Origin of the sequence: Rugamonas rubra (assembly GCF_900114705.1) — a bacterium.
Taxonomy (GTDB): domain Bacteria; phylum Pseudomonadota; class Gammaproteobacteria; order Burkholderiales; family Burkholderiaceae_D; genus Rugamonas; species Rugamonas rubra.
Genome location: NZ_FOTW01000029.1, coordinates 15,447 through 33,961, shown reverse-complemented (window position 1 = coordinate 33,961; position 18,515 = coordinate 15,447). Strand labels below are relative to the sequence as shown.

Below are 18,515 nucleotides of genomic sequence, written 5' to 3'. Positions count from 1 at the left end.
CGGCGGGGGGCGTCTGGCAACCTGAGCGAGCACAGCTTACTAGAGTGCGGCCTTGAGGGATGTTACGGTATGTATCCGCCGAGTATCAATGGCGTTACACGGGGACGCGCGGCGCGGCCGGCTCGGCGGGGGGGGCGCTGCTCTCCTGGCCGGCCGCGACGGCGGCGTCGGCATCGGCGGGAACGATGGGCAGCGTGGCGATGCTGGTGGCGAGCGGATCGAAGCTGGCCGCCTTGGCGTGGGCCTCGCGCCGGACCACCGGGCGCGCGGTGGTGGCGCTGCCGCCGCCGGCTGCGCTGCTGGTGCCGGCGGCGCCGTTGGCGGCGATGGTGGCGAACATGGCGCCGACGCAGCGGTCGGCGTCGAGCACCTGGCGCGAGGCCAGTTGCGGCCGTGGCAGCGCGTGGGTGTAGTAGTGCGCGCCCTCGACCAGGTAGCCCAGCGCCCAAACATTGCCGAGCGGCCGGCCGGCGGCGCCGAGCACGCGGCCGCCCGGTTCGATGTCGATGCCGCCCGGATGGAACACGCCGTTGTAGTAGGGCCGCACCAGGCCGCGCCGCAGCAGGTTCTGCATGAACACCGATTCGTCGGTCTGCGGCGAGAACACGTCGAGCCGGGCCACCGCCAGCACGTCGAAGGGGCGCCGCTCGTGGCCGCCGGCGAAGCGGGTGCGCAGTTCGAAGCAGGCGGCGGTGTCGTCGAAGCCGACGCTGCCGCCCGGGCCGGAGACGATGTCGACCATGCCGGCCTCGCGCAGCGCCAGCAACTGCTCGTTGCGCTGGCGCGGCGGGCCGAAGGAGATGCGGTTGATCACCGGGTTGTAGACGTTGAGGAACTTGCGGTGCGAGGCCGGCGTCAAGCCGGCATGCTCGAGCGCCGCCTGCCAGGTGGCGCGCACGTCGCGCAGCACGTCGGTGGCGGCCTTGACGGCGCTGCCGACGTTGCCGCGCACCGCCTCGGCCAGGTCGCGCCGCAGCCAGTCGTCGAAGTAGTCGCGGAATTCGGCCAGCGAAGCGAACTCGCGCCCGCGCAGCGGGAACAGCAGCACGTCGATGATGGCGCCCTCCTCCTCGCTCAGCTGGTAGGCGGCCGGCTCGGGGCCGGCGCCGTCCAGCGTGGCGCGGTAGACATAGCCCATCTCGCGGCGCAGCAGCGGCAGCAGCTCGAGGTCGAAGTCGAGCTGGGCGCAGCCGCGCTCGCGCAGGGCCCGCTCGCGCAGGGCGGCGACGGCGTCCGGCGTGAAGTAGTGCGGCCGGTGGCGCCCGGCCAGGCCCTTCTGGTTGACGCCGCGCGCGGCGAAGGGCAGGCAGTTGCGCGAGAACAGCATCAACTGCGGCTCGCGGCCGGATTTTTGGTAGCGCAGCGTCTGCCCCTCGCGGATGAACTGGCCGCCGCGTCCCACCGTCAGCTCGGCGATGACGTCGTGCGCCGTCAGGCCCAGGCCCTGGACGGCGACGCGGGCGTCGGCGTCGATCTGCACCAGCTTGTCGAGCGGATAGACGTGGCGGATGTAGGCCAGCTTGCTGTTGTGGCGGGCGTGCTCCTGGGCGAAGCGGGCGCAGGCGGCCTCCGGCTCGGTCATGGCGTTGTTGCTGTGGCCGGTGGTGAGGAAGACGTAGTCGCTGATCAGGATGAAGCCGCTGTCGAGCTCGACGGCGCAGCGGCCGTCCGGCTGCTGCCACATGTCGTTGGCGCGCAGCCGGTGGTGGCGCAGGGTGACGTTGGGCGGCAGGCTGGCGAGGATCTGCTCGTAGCCCCAGGTCAGGTATTCGCCGAGCAGGCGGCGCGGCAGGTAGTCGGCCTCGCCGATCTCGGCGCCGGCGCCGGTGGCGCCGATGCGGTAGTACTGGTCGCCGACGCGCCGGTAGCCGCTCTGCCGCGCCCATTCGGTCAGCGAGGGCGTGGCGCAGTGCGGCGGCAACGCCACCGCGCCGGGCGCCGGGAACAGCGTCACCTGGCTGGCCACGGTGTTGATCAACAGGTGCTGCGGCTGGCGCGCCGAATGCACGCCCTGGCCGCACTCGCCCGGTTCGACCAGGCTGATGTCGAGCGCCAGCTGGTGTTCAAGGGCGTGCGCGGCGAGGCGTTCCAACACGCTGAGGCCGCGCGGCCCCATGCCGACGATGGTGATGTTGTAGCGTTTCATCTCTGATTGCTCCATGCCGCAAGGAAAAAGCTCCTTTCCCATGATACGAAGCAATCAGACCACCGAATTGTTACGGGTCAACTTTTGGCGGTGTTCACCGCTTTCAGGCCGACCGCGTGTGGGGTCTCGGCATCATCGTTGTGGCCGGTCTGCGCCAGTTGCTCGTCCGACATCGGGCCGCTGCCGCTGTACTTGTCGAGGAACAGGTAGATCACCGGCGTGATGTACAGGGTGATGACCTGCGAGAACAGCAGGCCGCCCACCACCGCCAGGCCGAGCGGCTGGCGCAGCTCGGCGCCGGCGCCCAGGCCGAGGGCGATCGGCAAGGCGCCCATCAGCGCCGCCATGGTGGTCATCATGATCGGCCGGAAGCGCAGCACGCAGGCCTCGCGGATCGCGTTCTCCGGCGTCATGCCCTCGTTGCGCTGGGCGTGCAGGGCGAAGTCGATCATCATGATGGCGTTCTTCTTGACGATGCCGATCAGCATCAGGATGCCGATGATGGCGATCATCGTCAGGTCCAGGCCGAACAGGCGCAGGGTCAGCAAGGCGCCCACCGCCGCCGACGGCAGGCCGGCCAAAATGGTCAGCGGGTGGATGTAGCTCTCATACAACACGCCGAGCAGCACGTAGATCACGCCCAGCGCGGCGATGATCAGAATCAGCTGGCTGCCCTGGGAACTTTGGAAGACCGCCGCGTCGCCGCCGTAGTTGGTGATGATGCTCGCCGGCAGGTTCATCTCGGCGCCCATCTTGTCGATCTTGGCGGTGGCCACGCCCAGCGGCACGTCCGGCGCCAGGTTGAACGACAGGGTGATCGCCTGCAGCTGGCCCTGGTGGTTGACGGCGGTCGGGCCGATGGTGCGCTCGACCGTGGCGAAGCTCGACAGCTGCACCAGCTGGCCGCCGGTCTTGCTGCGCACCGAGATCTTGGTCAGCGCGTCGTCGAACTGGCGGTCGGCGCTGGCCGCCTCGAGCAGCACGAAGTAGCTGGCCGAGGGCGAATAGATGGTCGAGATCTGCCGCTCGCCGAAGGCCAGGTAGAGCGCGGTGCGGATGTCGGCGATCTGCACGCCGAGCATATTGGCCTTGTCGCGGTCGATCTTCAGCGAGGCCTGCAGGCCACGGTTCTGCGAGTCGCTGGTGACGTCGCGGAAGTCCGGGTCGGCGCGCAGGCGCTCGGTGAACTTGCCGGCCCAGTCGCTCAGCGCGTCCGGGCTGACCGCCTGCAGCGTGTACTGGTAGCGGCTCTTGCTCTGCCGTCCGCCCAGCTGCAGGTTCTGGATCGGCCGCAGGTAGACGGCGATGCCGGGCACGGCGCGGGTGGCCTTGCGCAGGCTGTCCAACACCTGCGCCATCTTGGCCCGCTCGCCGCGCGGCTTGAGCACCAGGAACATGCGGCCGGTGTTGCCGCCGCCGACGAAGGAGGTGACGTCCTGCACGTTCGGGTCGGCCTTGATGACGGCGGCGACGCGCTCCTGCAAGGCCAGCAAGGCGGCCGAGGAGATGTCCTCCGAGGCCTCGGTGGTGGCCTGGATCTGGCCCAGGTCCTCCTCCGGGAAGAAGCCCTTGGGGATGGTGATGTACAACAACACCGTCAGCGCGAAGGTGGCGAAGGCCACCGCCAGCACGATGTAGCGGTGTTGCAGCGCGATGTCGAGGCTGCGGGCGTAGCCGTTGCGCAGGCGCGTGAAGCCGGCCTCGAAGCAGCGGCCGATCAGGGTCGGCTCGTCGGCGGCGTGGTGGGTGCCGGCCGGCAGCAGCCGGCTGGCCAGCATCGGCACCAGGGTCAGCGAGACGAGCGCCGAGACCATGATCGACAGCGCCACCACCACGGCGAACTCGTGGAACAGCAGGCCGATCACGCCGGGCATGAAGAAGATGGGGATGAACACGGCCACCAGCGAGATCGAGATCGAGATGATGGTGAAGCCCATCTCCTTGGCGCCGACCAGCGCGGCCTGCAGCGGCTTCTTGCCCATCTCGATGTGCCGCACGATGTTCTCCAGCACGACGATGGCGTCGTCGACCACCAGGCCGACGGCCAGCGTGATGCCGAGCAGGGAGACGTTGTCCAGGCTGTAGCCGAAGGCGTACAGCAGGGCCAGCGCGCCGAGCAGCGAGATCGGCATCGTCACGGCCGGGATGAAGGTGGCGGCGGCGCGGTGCAGGAACAGGAAGATCACCAGCACCACCAGGCCGACCGTCAGCGCCAGCGTCAGGTTGACGTCGTGGATCGCCTCGCGGATCGACACCGAGCGGTCGTTGACCAGGTTGATCTTGATCGAGCTGGGCAGCTGGGCCTGGAAGCGCGGCAGCAGGCCGCGCACGCCGTCGACCACCTGCACCGTGTTGGCGTTCGGCTGGCGCTGCACCAGCAGCACGATGGAGCGTTCGCCGTTGTAGCTGCCGGCGGTCTTGACGGACTGGAAGCTGTCCTCGACGCTGGCGACCTCCTTCAGCCGCACCGGCTGGCCGTTGCGGGTGGCGACGATCAGCTCGGCGAACTCGGCCGCCTTCACCAGCTGGGCGTTGCCCTGGATGGTCAGCACCTGGTTGGGGCCGTCGAGCACGCCCAGCGGCGTGTTGGCGTTGGCCGATTTGATGGCGGCGGCCAGCTCGTCGAGCGAGAGGTTGCGCGCGTTCATCATGTCGGACTTGGCGCGCACGCGCACGGCGAAACGTTTCTGGCCGTTCACCGTCACCTGGGCCACGCCGGGCAGGGTCGACAGGCTGGGCGCGATCAGGTTCTCGGCGTAGTCGTTCAGCTCGGACAGCGACAGCGACGGCGAGGTCATCGCCATGAACAGCACCGGCGCGTCGGCCGGGTTGACCTTGCGGTAGGACGGCAGCTCGGTCATCTCCAGCGGCAGCGCGCGCTGGGCGCGCAGCAGCGCCGCCTGGACGTCGACGGCGGCGGCGTTGACGTCGATGCTGGGGTCGAACTCCAAGGTCAGCGAGGTCGAGCCGAGGGTGTTGGTGGAGGTGATCAGGCTGAGCCCGGCGATGGTGGAGAACTGCTTCTCCAGCGGCAGCGCGACCGACGAGGCCATGGTGTCCGGGCTGGCGCCGTCGAGGTTGGCGCTGACCTGGATCACCGGGGTGTTATAACTGGGCAGCGCGGCGACCGGGATGGCCGAATAGGCCAGCACGCCGGCCAGGATCAGCGTCAGCGACAGCAGCACCACCATCACCGGACGGCGGATGCACAATTCGGACAGGTTCATGCGGAACCGCCTTTCTCGCCTTTCTGTTTGCCGGGCGCGGCGAGCTTCACCTTGCCGCCCGGACGCAGGTTCTGCTTGCCCTCGACGATCACCTGCTCGTCGCCGTTCAGGCCGGAGACGGCGACGTTGGCGCCAAAGGAATACAGCCGCTTGACGTTGGTGGTCTGCGCCGTCTGGTCGGCCGCCACGGTATAGACGAACACGCCACGGGTGTTGTTGATGATAGCGTTTTGCGGGATCACCGTGGCGTCTTTCAAGGTTTGCACGGTCAGCTTGGTGTTGACGTACTGGCCCGGCCACAGCTTGGTCTGCGCATTGGCGAACTGCGCCTTGACGCGGATCACACCGGCGACCGGGTCGACCGTGTTGTCGATGAAGCTGAGCTGGCCGGCCACCTCGTCGGCGGCGCCGGCCAGCGCCGCCTTGACCGGCACCGCGCCGGCGCGCTGCGCCTCGAGCAGGCCGCCCAGCGCGCTTTCCGGCAGGGTGAACGAGACGTTGATCGGGTCGAGCTGGGTGATGCTGGTCAGCGAGGTGCTCAGCTGTACCAGGCTGCCCGGGTAGACGCCGATGGCGCCGACCCGCCCGCTCATCGGCGCGCGGATCGTGTGGTAGCTGGCGTCCACCGCCACCGAGCGGGCCGCCGCCACGTCGGCCCGCAGCAGCGCGCGGGCCGACTCGACCTGGCTTTTCAGCGTGTCGACCGCGCCCTGGGCGATGAAGTTCTTGCTCAGCAACTCCTGGCCGCGCTGGTACTGCCGTTCCAGGTCGCCCAGCGAGGCCTGGTCGCGCGCCACCTGGGCCTGCGCCTTGTCCAGGTTGGCGCGGGCGCTGCGCTCGTCGAGCGAGAACATCAACTCGCCGGCCTTGACGTACTGGCCCTCGCGGATGTGCACCTTGGTGATCGTGCTGGTGGTCTGCGGATGCAGGTCGACCGTGCTGATCGGCGTGACCGTGCCGTTGGCCTGCAGCAGCACGGCGACGTCCTGGCGCTGCGGCTTGACCACGTTGACCGTGGTCGGCCCCTGCGCCCCGCCGGCGCCCGGCTTGGCCTGGCCGCCCGGGGCGGCGGCGGGTTCGGCGCCCTGGTGCGTGTAGTACCAGCCGCCGCCCATCACCAGGGCGGCGCCCACCAGAAGTCCAAGGGTAGATTTTTTCATGTTGGTCTTTGTTCTTTTGCTGGCGAAGAAACATTGCCGCTTTGCATAGGGCGCTGCATTGTCGCACAATTATTTACCGAAAAACCGCGGCGCCGGCCAGGCGCCGGGCTATTTGGCGGCGTAGTATTCCGGCACCACCAGGGTGACCTCCAGGCCGCCGTCGACGTGGTTGGCCAGCTGCAGGCTGGCGCCGTGCTGCTCGGCGATGTTGCGCGCGATGGTCAGGCCCAGGCCGGTGCCGCCCGAGGCGCGCGAGCGCGAGCTCTCGATGCGGTAGAACGGCTCGAACACCTGCGCCATCTGGTCCTGGGCGATGCCGGGGCCGTGGTCGCGGATGCGCACGCGCGCCGAACCGACCATGCGCTCGACCGTCACCTCGGCCGACTGGCCGTACTTGACGGCGTTGTCGATCAGGTTGACCAGGCAGCGGCGGATCGACATCGGCCGCCCCATCGCCGTCATCGCGGCGCGGCCGTGCAGGCGCACCGGCTGGCCGGCGTCGGCGGCGTCGGCGCAGACGCTGTCGAGCAGCGAGTCGAGGTCGAGCGCCTGCATGTTCTCGGTGGTGTCCATGCTGCGCGCCAGGTCCAGCCCCTCCCTGACCATCTGCTGCATGGCCGACAGGTCGTCCACCAGGCGTTGCTGCAGCTCGGCGTCGGCGACTTTTTCCAGCCGCAGGCGCAGGCGGGTCAGCGGCGTCTGCAGGTCGTGGGTGATGGCGGCCAGCATCTGTGTGCGCTGGAAGATGTGCTGGCGGATGCGCGCCTGCATGGCGTTGAAGGCCGCGCTGGCCTGGCGGATCTCGCCGGCGCCGCCCAGGGCCAGCGGCGGGTGGTTGATGTCGTTGCCCAGGTCCTTGGCCGCTTGCGCCAGCTTCTTCAGCGGCCGCATGGTCATGCGCGTGACCAGGTAGGCCAGCACGGCGATGCTGAGCAGGAAGGGCAGGATGCTCAGCAGCTCGTTCTTGTTGCCGCCCGGCGGCGCGCGCGGCGGCAGCACGGACAGCTTCATCACCTCGCCGTCGTGCATGCGCACGAACATCGTCTCGCAAGTGCCGCGCCACTGCTTGGGACCGAACAGCGAGACCGACTTGCGCGGCCGGTCGCATTCGGCCGGCCGCTCGGCCAGCGGGCTGAGCGAGAAGCCCTGGCCCAGGCGCAGCTGCAGCGCGGCGGAGAAATCGGTCTGCTGCAGGTCCGGGGCGGCCGCCTGCCGCACCGGTTCGAGGCGCACGCTGCCCCGGCTGGCCACCTTCAGGTAGGCCGGCCGCGACACCGGCGGCACCACGTCGGCGGTGGTGATCAGTTGTTCGGCCCGTTCGAGGGCGTGGAAGTCGCGGTAGCGTTCGATGGCGCGGGTGCGCTCGCCCACCGCCAACCATTGGGTCAGCGCGGCCGAGGCGACAATGCCCAGCAGCAGCACCAGGAACACCCGCCCCGTCATCGAGCCGAGAAATGCCCTCACGCGTTCGGCTCCACGCTGACCTGGCCGGCCAGCACGTAGCCGCCGTTGCGCACCGTCTTGATGATCTGCGGCAGGCGCGCGTCCTCGCCCAGCTTTTGCCGCAGGCGGCTGATCTGGATGTCGATCGAGCGGTCGAAGGGGTCGGCGTCGCGGCCCTGGGTCAGGTTGAGCAGCTGATCGCGGTTGAGCACGCGGTTCGGATGCTCGAGGAACACCTTGAGCAGGCGGAACTCGGCGCCCGACAGCATGATGACCAGGCCGTCCGGGTTGAGCAGGTGGCGCGCCGTCAGGTCCAGCGTCCAGCCTGAGAAGCGCATCTGCTGCGCCTTGTCGGCCGCGCTGTTGGACGGCATGGCGTGGCTGCGCCGCAGCACGCTGCGGATGCGCGCCAGCAGCTCGCGCGGCTCGAAGGGCTTGGGCAGGTAGTCGTCGGCGCCCATCTCCAGGCCGAGGATGCGGTCGAGCGGCTCGCTGCGCGCCGTCAGCATGATCACCGGCAGGGTCGAATGGGCGCGCAGCTTGCGGCACAGCGTCAGGCCGTCCTCGCCGGGCAGGTTCAAGTCCAGCACCACCAGGTCGGGGCGCGACTCGTCGAGCAGTTTCCACATCGCCACGCCGTCGGCCGCACACAGGGGCCGGTAACCGTTGGTTTCAAGGTAGTCGGCCAGCAGGGTGCGGATCTCGCGATCGTCGTCGACGATCAAAATAGTTGATGATGGTTCCATGGCGCTAATTATCCCCAGTTAGGGCTACACTGACCAATGGCCAATTGTATCGTCTTGTATATACCGGGACCGCGCCCGGCGGGGCGAAACATATGGATACAAAATGCGCCGGCGGGGAAACTTCCTCGAAACAGCTTGCTGCCATGATGGCTTCATGTGCGGTGCGATGACACCCGTGACACACACACTTCTATCGACACGACAAAGGAAACATGATGAACACCATTCGCAAAAGCATCCTGATCGGCCTGACGGTATTGGGCATGGGCACGGCCTCGCTGGCCGCCCACGCCGCCGACACCACTACCTCCGCCGCCGGCCGCCACGGCCACCAGGTCAACGCCGAACAGATGCAGGCCAAGATGGCCGAGCACTTCGCCGCGCGCCAGGCCAAACTGCACGAGCTGCTCAAGCTGACGGCGCAGCAGGAGGCCGCCTGGACCACCTACCAGGCCGCCATCAAGCCGAGCGCGCCGGCGAGCCGTCCCGACCACGCCGCCTTGAAGGCACTGCCGGCGCCCGAGCGTCTGGCCAAGATGATCGAGCTGGCCAAGCAGCACACCGCCACCATGGAAAGCCATCTGACGGCGCTGACCGCGTTCTACGGCACGCTGACGGCCGAGCAAAAGAAAGTGTTCGACGCCAAGGTGATGGGCGGCGAGCACGGCCCGCGCGGCATGCGCCACGGCATGATGCATCGCGGCTAGATCCCGTTTAGCTCCATTTTGACGGGCCAAAGCGGTCCGCCAAAATCGGGCAACGAATCCGGACGGCAACAACAAAGGGAGCGGACCTCGCGGTGCGCTCCCTTTTCATTCCCCCCCGCGACGCGGAAGCCGGGGTCTGACCCCGTACGGGGTCAGACCCCTCGCTTGCGGGGTTCCGCCCGCGCCCCGCCAAACGTTCGCCCTTGGCTAGTTCAGCTTGTCCAGCGAAGCGCGGAACTTCTCCGCGTCCTGGAAACCGATCACGCGCGAATCGGCGATCTCCTGGCCCTTGCCGTCGAACAGGATGATGCCCGGCGGGCCGTACAGGCCGAAACGCTTGAGCATGGCCTTGTCGTCGGCGTCGTTGGCGGTCACGTCGACCTGCAGCAGGATGGAATTGGCCAGCCGCGCGCGCACCTTGGCATCGACAAAGGTCAGCTTCTCCATCTCCTTGCAGGACACGCACCAGTCGGCGTAGAAGTCGAGCATGGCGGTCTTGCCGCCGCTCTGTGCCAGCGCGGCATCGAGCTCGGCCACCGTCTTGACGCGCTTGAACGGCAGCGCCTCGGCAATACCGCCGGCCTGCAGATGCGCCAGCGGCGCCAGCACGTCGCGCCCGCCGCTGGCCGCGCCGACCAGCTGCACCACGCCCAGCGCGGCGAACAGCAGGCCGGCGGCCTTGCCGGCCCACTTGCCCGGACGGGCCAGCAGGTAGCCGCCGTAGCCGACCAGCAGCACGGTCCAGCCCAGCATCTGCACCACCGGCGGCAACACCGGCGACACCAGCCACCAGGCCATGGCCAGCAGCAACACGCCGAAGAAGCGCTTGACCGCGTCCATCCAGGCGCCGGCGCGCGGCAGCAGCGAGCCGGCCGACACGCCCACCAGCAGCAGCGGCAGGCTCATGCCCGCCGCCATCGCGAACAGCGCCGAGCCGCCGACGACCACGTCGCCGGTCTTGCCGATATAGACCAGAATGCCGGCCAGCGGCGCCGCCACGCAGGGGCCGACGATCAGCGCCGAGATGGCGCCCATGACGAACACGCCGGCCAGCTTGCCGCCCGACTGGCGGTTGGAAATCGAACTCAAGCGGGTTTGCAGCGCGGCCGGCACTTGCAGGTCGTACACGCCGAACATCGACAGCGACAGGGCCGCCATCAGCAAGCCGAAGGCGCCCAGCACCCAGGGGTTTTGCAAACTCGCGGCCAGGCCCGCGCCAGCCAGACCGGCGGCGATACCCAGCGCGGTGTAGACACTCGCCATGCCCAGCGAATAGGTGGACGACAGCAGCAGGCCGCGTCCACGGCTGACCTTGGTGCCCTCGCCGACGATGATGAAGGAAAGGATAGGCACCATCGGCAGCACGCAGGGCGTGAACGACAGGCCGAGGCCGAACAGGAAGAACAGTGGCAGGTAGACCATCAGCTTGCCGCCCTTCAGCGCCGCCTCGATGACGCCCATTTCGCTGGGCGCCGGTGCTGCCGGCGGCACGGCGGCGGCCACGGCGGGCGCTTCGATGATGGTGGTTTGCGGCATCGGCACGCTGTTGACGGTGACGCCGGGCGAGACCGGCGCCGACTGCGCCGGCGCGGCCGGCGCCACGCTGGCGGCGGCCGGCGCCGAGCCGACCTTCGCGCTGGCGCCACTGGCGGCGGGCGGCGCGGCCGGCACCATGCCGCTGCCCACCAGGCTGGCCTTGGCGTCCTGCGGCGCGTAGCACAGGCCCTTGTCCGAACAACCCTGGCTGGTGGCCTGCAGCGTGAACGGACCGCCGCTCTCGACCGGAATGGTGATGGTCACGCTGTGGCGGTAGGTCTCGACCTTCTTGTTGAAGGTCTCGTCGAACTTGACCTTGCCCGGCGGGATCGCCGGCGCGCCCAGTTTCGCGCCGGTGGCGGCGAACTTGAAGCGCTCGCGGTACATATAGTAGCCCTCGGCGATCTGGTAGGTGACGGCGACGGTGTGGCCGTCGACCATGCGGGCCGAGAACTTGAAGGCGGCGTCCGGTTCGAGGAACTCCTCGTCGGCCAGCGCCGGGCGCAGCGCGCCCAGGGCCAGCAACAGCAGCAGCAAGAAGCCGGACAACAGCGCCGCAAGGCGCGAGGCGGAAATGGCGCTACGGACAGGATGGAACATGGACACTTTCGAAAAATAGGCCAAAGCAATCGACAAAACCAGCATAGTACACCGGCCGTCCCGGCGCCGCCTGAGGCCAGCCTTAAGCCATCCTCTAGTCATCCCGCGCCGGGGCCGGCATGCGGACACGAGCTCGACAGTGCCCCGGGCCGAGGTCCGACATGGCGACCGGCCCCCACCAGTATAGGCGGCGCGGCGGCGCGATTCCTTGATGAAATGTCTGGATATCCGCGCCGGGCATAAAAAAAGCCAGGCTGAGCCTGGCTTTTTTTCGCTTACTAACGGCCGAGATTACTCAGCGGTTGGAGCGTCGTCCATTTCGGTGACTTCAGGACGGTCCAGCAGCTCAACGTAAGCCATTGGAGCGTTGTCGCCAACACGGAAACCCATTTTCAGGATGCGCAGGTAGCCGCCGTTACGGTTGGCGTAACGTGGGCCCAGATCAGCGAACAGTTTCAGAACGATTTCGCGGTCGCGCAGGCGGGAGAAGGCCAGACGCTTGTTGGCCAGGGTGTCGGTCTTGCCCAGGGTCAGCATTGGCTCGACCACGCGACGCAGTTCTTTGGCTTTTGGCAGGGTGGTTTTGATTGCTTCGTGACGCAGCAGGGAAACCATCATGTTGCGCAGCATGGCGAGGCGGTGGGACGAGGTACGATTCAGCTTACGAAGGCCGTGACGGTGACGCATGGTAATTCCTTTCGGTTGGTTTTATTCCAGTTCTTCGATCAACCATGCACGTCGTGCATGGTCGCGGACCGGTTCAATAAACAGGTTAACTACAACATAAAGTCCGGGACACCTGTCCCGGACAGTGTTACTGCATTACTGCTTTACTACGGTACAACAAATGCTTTGCAGCGATTACTTCTCCAAACCAGCCGGCGGCCAGTTTTCGAGTTTCATGCCCAAGGTCAGGCCGCGCGACGCCAGCACTTCCTTGATTTCGTTCAGGGACTTGCGGCCCAGGTTCGGCGTCTTCAGCAGCTCGTTTTCCGAACGCTGGATCAGGTCGCCGATGTAGTAGATGTTTTCGGCTTTCAGGCAGTTGGCCGAACGCACGGTCAGCTCCAGGTCGTCGACCGGACGCAGCAAGATAGGATCGACCAGCGGGGCGCGCGATGGCGCTTCGGCGGCCGCTTCCGTGCCTTCCAGGGCGGCGAACACGTTCAGTTGGTCGACCAGCACGCGGGCCGATTGACGGATCGCTTCTTCCGGCGAGATCACACCATTGGTTTCAATGTTGATGATCAGCTTGTCCAGATCGGTACGCTGTTCGACGCGGGCCGACTCGACGAAGTACGAGACGCGGCGCACCGGCGAGAACGAGGCGTCCAGAATGATGCGGCCGATGGTCTTGTTGGTGTCTTCCGACAGGCGGCGGACGTTGCCCGGCACATAGCCACGGCCTTTTTCGACCTTGATCTGCATGTCCAGCTTGCCGCCGGCGGTCAGGTGGGCGATCACGTGGTCCGGGTTGATCAGTTCCACATCGTGTGGCAGATCGATATCGGATGCCAGGATGGCGCCTTCGCCTTCCTTTTTCAGGGTCAGGGTGACGGAGTCACGGTTGTGGACTTTGAAGACCACGCCCTTCAGGTTCAGCAGCAGATCGACGACGTCTTCTTGCACGCCGTCGAGCGACGAGTATTCGTGTACAACACCGGCGATCGTCACTTCGGTCGGCGCGTAGCCCACCATCGACGACAGCAGGACGCGGCGCAGCGCATTACCCAATGTATGGCCATAGCCGCGTTCGAACGGCTCCATCACTACTTTAGCGTGGCCGGCGCCGAGCGCCTCTACATCGATAATACGTGGCTTCAACAAACTGTTTTGCATGAAATGTCCTTTTCAATACCCTCGGCTCGTTACGCCGATAAGGCTGATGGCATTAGTAAAAACGCCCACTCCGGGGAGTGGGCGGGGATCTTACCGACTGCGATTAACGCGAGTACAGTTCGACGATCAGCGATTCGTTGACGTCGTTGCAGATTTCGTTGCGCTCTGGCAGGGACTTGAAGGTGCCTTCCATTTTCTTGGCATCAACCGAAACCCAGCTAGGCATGCCGACTTGTTCAGCCAGCGACAGTGCTTCAACGATACGCACTTGCTTTTTCGACTTTTCGCGGACGGCGATGACGTCGCCGATTTTGACAGCGTACGAAGCGATGTTGACAACGATACCGTTGACGGTGAACGCTTTGTGCGATACCAGCTGACGCGCTTCAGCGCGGGTCGAGCCGAAGCCCATGCGGTATGCGACGTTGTCCAGACGGGTTTCCAGCAACTTCAACAGCGTTTCGCCGGTGTTGCCTTTACGACGGTCCGCTTCGGCGAAGTAGCGACGGAACTGACGTTCCAGCACGCCGTACATGCGCTTGACTTTTTGTTTTTCGCGCAGTTGGTTGCCGTAGTCCGAGGTGCGGGCGCCGGATTTAACGCCGTGCTGACCTGGTTTGACGTCCAGTTTGCACTTGCTGTCGAGCGAGCGACGTGCGCTCTTCAGGAACAGGTCAGTGCCTTCACGGCGGGAAAGTTTTGCTTTAGGTCCGATATAACGTGCCACGATGCTTCCTTTGTTTGAATAATAACGCCCCAGCCACACACATGGAAACCATGCTGATGCGGTTAGGCGCTAGTCTGGTCCCTACTCGGCCAGACGGTGGCTAAAAACGAAAAACCCGCCAAACAGTTCGGCAGGCGTCAATAGCCGGGCAGTATAACCGTTTCCGGCTGCCTGCTCCAGCGATTTTTCTCTACGACTTGTGCATGGCACCGGGTGCCACACCTGAAACGGGTCGATCTGTACGACAGAAGGCGGGCGAGCGAACCCGCCGCCGACTGCGTATTAGATACGACGACGCTTCGGAGGACGGCAGCCGTTGTGCGGTACTGGGGTAACGTCCTGGATCTCGGTGATCTTGATGCCCAGGTTGTTCAGTGCGCGCACCGCGGATTCGCGACCAGGACCAGGGCCCTTGATACGCACTTCCAGGTTCTTCACGCCGCATTCCACTGCGACTTTACCAGCTGCTTCGGCCGCAACCTGCGCTGCGAACGGGGTCGATTTACGCGAACCCTTGAAGCCAGCGCCACCGGAGGTCGCCCACGACAGGGCATTGCCCTGACGGTCGGTGATGGTGATGATGGTGTTGTTGAAGGAAGCGTGAACGTGCGCGATACCTTCGGCGACGTTCTTCTTAACCTTTTTGCGGACGCGCGCTGCTGCTGCGCTGCTTTGTTGCTTAGCCATGTGATTTCCCTAGATTATTTCTTGAGCGATTGTGCGGCTTTGCGCGGACCCTTGCGAGTACGTGCATTGGTGCGAGTACGCTGGCCGCGGACCGGCAGGCCCTTACGGTGACGCATACCACGGTAGCAACCCAGGTCCATCAAACGCTTGATGTTCATCGAGATTTCACGACGCAGGTCGCCTTCGACGATGAATTTTGCTACTTCATCGCGGAGCTTTTCCAGTTCGTTGTCATCCAGATCTTTGACCTTTTTGTCGGTCGCAATGCCCGTCGCGGCGCAGATGAACTGTGCGCGTGGGCGGCCTACGCCGTAGATGGCCGTCAGGCCGATTACGGTGTGCTGATGATTGGGGATATTAACCCCTGCAATACGTGCCATTCGTTATTCCTCGATAAATAACGGTTATTAACCTTGACGCTGCTTGTGACGCGGTTCGACGCAGATTACGCGAACGACGCCTTTGCGCTTGATGATCTTGCAGTTGCGGCAGATCCGCTTGACTGAGGCGTTAACTTTCATTTTGCTCTCTCTTAAGTTCGATTATCTATTTACTTGGTCCGGAACACGATACGGGCTCGGCTCAAATCGTAAGGTGTCAGTTCTACCGTCACCTTGTCGCCAGGAAGAATGCGGATATAGTTCATCCGCATTTTACCCGAAATATGGCCGAGCACCACGTGCCCGTTCTCCAGCTTCACTCGAAATGTTGCATTCGGGAGATTCTCAAGAATCTCGCCCTGCATCTGTATGACGTCGTCTTTTGCCATTCGGTATGTTTACCAGCGCTTATCGCGTCGGAATTCCGCCCTTGAAGTTTGCTTTGCGCAGCAGCGATTCATATTGCTGCGACATCACGTAGTTCTGTACCTGCGCCATGAAGTCCATGGTGACAACTACAATAATCAACAGAGAAGTACCACCAAAATAGAACGGTACCTTCCACTGGGCTTGCATAAATTCCGGCAACAAACACACCAAAGTGATGTAGATGGCGCCTGCCAGCGTCAATCGCGTGAGGATCTTGTCGATGTAACGGGCTGTCTGCTCACCGGGACGAATCCCTGGCACGAAGGCCCCGCTCTTCTTCAAGTTATCCGCCGTTTCCTTGCTGTTGAACACCAAAGCGGTGTAGAAGAAGCAGAAGAACACGATGGCGATGGCGTACAACAGTGCGTGGATAGGCTCGCCTGGCCCCATCGATGCTGCCAAATCTTTCAAGAACCGGATCGCCGGGTTGGCCTGGTCGGCGCCCTTCGAGAACCAGTCCAGGATCGTGGTCGGGAACAAGATAATCGACGAAGCGAAGATCGGTGGGATCACGCCGGCCATATTCAACTTCAATGGCAGGTGGGACGTCTGTCCACCGTAAATCTTGTTACCTACCTGGCGTTTCGCATAGTTCACCAGAATCTTGCGCTGACCGCGTTCGACAAACACCACGACGAACGTCACCAACGCCACCAAGGCCACGATGATGATCGCCGAGAAGCTGCCGATCGCACCGTTGCTGACCTGGGCGAACAAGCTACCCAGGGCACTCGGCAGACCGGCGGCGATACCGGCGAAGATGATGATCGAGATGCCGTTACCCAAGCCGCGCTCGGTAATCTGCTCACCCAACCACATCAGGAACATGGTGCCGGTCAACAGCGTCACGACCGTCACGAAACGGAATGCCAGACCGGGGTCCAGCACCAGGCCAGCTTGCGATTCCAGTGCGACTGCGATGCCGAGCGCTTGGAAGGTCGCCAGTGCCACCGTGAAATACCGGGTGTACTGGGTGATCTTGCGCCGGCCTGCTTCGCCTTCTTTTTTGAGCGCTTCCATCTGCGGCGAGACGATCGACAGCAATTGCATGATGATCGAGGCCGAGATGTAAGGCGTGATACCCAGCGCAAACACTGCGAAGCGCGAGAGGGCGCCGCCACTGAACATGTTGAACATGCCCAGGAAACCGCCCTCTTGCGACTTGAACAGCGCGGCTAATTGTACCGGATCGATCCCGGGAACCGGGACGTGAGCGCCGATACGATAAACCACCAATGCGCCAAGCAAGAACCACAGCCGTCCCCAGGGGAAGCCGGCCGCTGCACTTTTAGCAAGTTGTGGATTAGTCGCCAATTTTCGCTCCGATCAAGCTGTTAGCGGTCAACTCAGGCTACCGAGCCGCCGGCTGCTTCGATGGCTGCCTTCGCGCCAGCGGTCACTTTCAGGCCTTTGAGGTTCACCGCTTTGGTGATCTCGCCGGACAGAATGACGCGCACGTCGCGGGCCAGCACGCTGAGCACGCCAGCTTGCTTGAGCACCAGGATGTCGACATCGCCGACCGCCAGATTGTTCAGATCGGACAGGCGCACTTCAGCTTTGAAGGTCGCGTTGAGCGATTTGAAACCACGCTTAGGCAAGCGGCGTTGCAGAGGCATCTGACCGCCTTCGAAACCGACTTTGTGGAAGCCGCCCGAACGCGATTTTTGACCCTTGTGACCACGGCCCGAGGTTTTACCCAGACCGGAGCCGATACCGCGGCCGACGCGACGCTTGTAGTGCTTGGCGCCGTCAGCTGGTTGAATGGTATTCAGTTCCATGATTTCTCCGTTGGTAAGCCCGAAGGCTTACGCGACTACTTTAACGAGGTACGAGACTTTGTTGATCATGCCGCGCACGGATGGGGTGTCCTGCAACTCGGCAACCGAGTTAACACGACGCAGACCCAGGCCGCGTACGGTGGCACGGTGGTCTTCACGCGTGCCGATCAAGCCCTTGACCAATTGTACTTTGACTGTTTTTGTCATGATGTCCACCTTAGCCCAGGATGTCTTCAACCGACTTGCCGCGCTTGGCGGCGATGTCGGATGCAGTGCTCATTTTCGACAGACCGTCGAGCGTGGCACGAACCAGGTTGTAAGGGTTCGACGAGCCGGTGGATTTCGCCACCACGTCCGTCACGCCCATTACTTCGAAGATTGCGCGCATAGCGCCGCCGGCGATGACGCCAGTACCTGGCTTAGCCGGGTTCATCATCACTTTCGACGCGCCGTGACGGCCGTAGACGGTGTGATGCAGGGTGCCGTTCTTCAGGGGTACCTTGATCAGGTTGCGACGGGCTTCTTCCATTGCCTTCTGCACACCAACCGGTACTTCCTTCGACTTGCCCTTGCCCATGCCGATGCGGCCATCGCCGTCACCAACTACGGTCAGCGCGGCGAAACCCATGATACGACCACCCTTGACCACTTTGGTCACGCGGTTGATCGCGATCATTTTTTCGCGCATGCCATCATCCGGCTTGTCGGATTGCATTTTTGCTTGCATTTTTGCCATGATCGTTCCTTAGAACTTCAGACCGGCTTCACGCGCGGCTTCTGCCAGCGCCTTCACACGGCCGTGGTAACGGAAACCGGAGCGGTCAAACGCGACTTCGGTGATTCCTGCTTTCAAAGCTTTCTCAGCGACGCGCTTGCCGACCAGTGCGGCGGCGGCGGCGTTGCCACCCTTGCCGGACTTGCCTGCCAGTTCGGTACGCACTTCGACTTCAGCGGTCGACGCCGACACCAGAACTTTAGCGTCCGGGCTGATCAGGTTCGCGTAAATGTGCAGGTTGGTGCGGTGCACCGACAGGCGATTTACTTTCAGTTCCGCGATCTTGATGCGCGTTTGGCGTCCGCGGCGAAGCCGTGATTCTTTCTTATCCATCG

At 64.4% G+C, this 18,515-nt stretch carries 19 protein-coding genes; 1 reads left to right on the top strand and 18 read right to left on the bottom strand.

Annotated elements, in window-relative coordinates:
• Positions 1 to 94: 94 nt before the first annotated feature.
• The 5 genes from BM252_RS25435 to BM252_RS25415 all read right to left on the bottom strand — a co-directional run bounded on the left by BM252_RS25435 (position 95) and on the right by BM252_RS25415 (position 8,722).
• Positions 95 to 2,146 (bottom strand): FAD/NAD(P)-binding protein, encoded by a 2,052-nt coding sequence (locus BM252_RS25435; protein ID WP_093390469.1) that lies wholly within the window; start codon positions 2,144 to 2,146, stop codon positions 95 to 97.
• A gap of 77 nt (positions 2,147 to 2,223) precedes the next feature.
• A complete protein-coding gene (locus tag BM252_RS25430) occupies positions 2,224 to 5,373 on the bottom strand; it encodes an efflux RND transporter permease subunit (protein ID WP_093390468.1) in 3,150 nt (1,049 codons plus the stop codon).
• Complete coding sequence (locus tag BM252_RS25425) at positions 5,370 to 6,533, bottom strand: efflux RND transporter periplasmic adaptor subunit (protein WP_093390467.1); 1,164 nt, start codon at positions 6,531 to 6,533, stop codon at positions 5,370 to 5,372. Before BM252_RS25425 ends, BM252_RS25430 begins: the two co-directional genes overlap by 4 nt.
• A 108-nt stretch (positions 6,534 to 6,641) precedes the next feature.
• Positions 6,642 to 7,997, bottom strand: a complete 1,356-nt coding sequence (locus BM252_RS25420) for an ATP-binding protein (RefSeq protein WP_174900681.1) — start codon at positions 7,995 to 7,997, stop codon at positions 6,642 to 6,644.
• A complete protein-coding gene (locus BM252_RS25415; RefSeq protein ID WP_093390465.1) occupies positions 7,994 to 8,722 on the bottom strand; it encodes a response regulator in 729 nt (242 codons plus the stop codon). The genes BM252_RS25420 and BM252_RS25415 overlap by 4 nt, the downstream gene beginning before the upstream one ends.
• A gap of 215 nt (positions 8,723 to 8,937) precedes the next feature.
• On the opposite strand from BM252_RS25415, the gene BM252_RS25410 reads away from it, so the two are divergent.
• Positions 8,938 to 9,429 carry a Spy/CpxP family protein refolding chaperone gene (locus tag BM252_RS25410; protein WP_093390464.1) on the top strand — a complete coding sequence of 164 codons (492 nt, stop codon included), beginning with the start codon at positions 8,938 to 8,940 and terminating at the stop codon, positions 9,427 to 9,429.
• A gap of 207 nt (positions 9,430 to 9,636) precedes the next feature.
• Here BM252_RS25410 and dsbD read toward each other — a convergent pair whose 3' ends face one another.
• From dsbD to rplR, 13 genes are all read right to left on the bottom strand, one after another.
• Positions 9,637 to 11,565 carry a protein-disulfide reductase DsbD gene (gene dsbD, locus BM252_RS25405; protein WP_093390508.1) on the bottom strand — a complete coding sequence of 643 codons (1,929 nt, stop codon included), beginning with the start codon at positions 11,563 to 11,565 and terminating at the stop codon, positions 9,637 to 9,639.
• 291 nt (positions 11,566 to 11,856) lie between these two features.
• A complete protein-coding gene (gene rplQ, locus BM252_RS25400; protein ID WP_093390463.1) occupies positions 11,857 to 12,252 on the bottom strand; it encodes a 50S ribosomal protein L17 in 396 nt (131 codons plus the stop codon).
• A 174-nt stretch (positions 12,253 to 12,426) separates the two neighbouring features.
• Entirely contained in the window at positions 12,427 to 13,404 is a 978-nt protein-coding gene (locus BM252_RS25395) for a DNA-directed RNA polymerase subunit alpha (protein ID WP_008444343.1), read from the bottom strand.
• A gap of 103 nt (positions 13,405 to 13,507) precedes the next feature.
• Positions 13,508 to 14,131 carry a 30S ribosomal protein S4 gene (rpsD, locus tag BM252_RS25390; protein ID WP_093390462.1) on the bottom strand — a complete coding sequence of 208 codons (624 nt, stop codon included), beginning with the start codon at positions 14,129 to 14,131 and terminating at the stop codon, positions 13,508 to 13,510.
• 282 nt (positions 14,132 to 14,413) lie between these two features.
• Positions 14,414 to 14,818, bottom strand: a complete 405-nt coding sequence (gene rpsK / locus BM252_RS25385; RefSeq protein WP_008444339.1) for a 30S ribosomal protein S11 — start codon at positions 14,816 to 14,818, stop codon at positions 14,414 to 14,416.
• A 14-nt stretch (positions 14,819 to 14,832) separates the two neighbouring features.
• Positions 14,833 to 15,198, bottom strand: coding sequence for a 30S ribosomal protein S13 (gene rpsM, locus BM252_RS25380; protein WP_093390461.1), 366 nt, complete (start codon positions 15,196 to 15,198; stop codon positions 14,833 to 14,835).
• 27 nt (positions 15,199 to 15,225) lie between these two features.
• Positions 15,226 to 15,339, bottom strand: coding sequence for a 50S ribosomal protein L36 (rpmJ, locus tag BM252_RS25375; RefSeq protein WP_005663407.1), 114 nt, complete (start codon positions 15,337 to 15,339; stop codon positions 15,226 to 15,228).
• Positions 15,340 to 15,368: 29 nt separating this feature from the next.
• Positions 15,369 to 15,587, bottom strand: coding sequence for a translation initiation factor IF-1 (gene infA, locus BM252_RS25370; RefSeq protein WP_005663428.1), 219 nt, complete (start codon positions 15,585 to 15,587; stop codon positions 15,369 to 15,371).
• 19 nt (positions 15,588 to 15,606) lie between these two features.
• Positions 15,607 to 16,941, bottom strand: a complete 1,335-nt coding sequence (secY, locus tag BM252_RS25365) for a preprotein translocase subunit SecY (protein ID WP_093390460.1) — start codon at positions 16,939 to 16,941, stop codon at positions 15,607 to 15,609.
• Positions 16,942 to 16,973: 32 nt separating this feature from the next.
• Positions 16,974 to 17,405, bottom strand: a complete 432-nt coding sequence (rplO, locus tag BM252_RS25360) for a 50S ribosomal protein L15 (RefSeq protein ID WP_008444334.1) — start codon at positions 17,403 to 17,405, stop codon at positions 16,974 to 16,976.
• A gap of 27 nt (positions 17,406 to 17,432) precedes the next feature.
• Positions 17,433 to 17,612: a 50S ribosomal protein L30 gene (gene rpmD, locus BM252_RS25355; protein ID WP_217429967.1), complete on the bottom strand. Its 180-nt coding sequence runs from the start codon at positions 17,610 to 17,612 to the stop codon at positions 17,433 to 17,435.
• A gap of 10 nt (positions 17,613 to 17,622) precedes the next feature.
• Positions 17,623 to 18,141, bottom strand: coding sequence for a 30S ribosomal protein S5 (gene rpsE, locus BM252_RS25350; RefSeq protein WP_093390459.1), 519 nt, complete (start codon positions 18,139 to 18,141; stop codon positions 17,623 to 17,625).
• A gap of 9 nt (positions 18,142 to 18,150) precedes the next feature.
• Positions 18,151 to 18,513, bottom strand: coding sequence for a 50S ribosomal protein L18 (rplR, locus tag BM252_RS25345; protein ID WP_093390458.1), 363 nt, complete (start codon positions 18,511 to 18,513; stop codon positions 18,151 to 18,153).
• Positions 18,514 to 18,515: the final 2 nt, after the last annotated feature.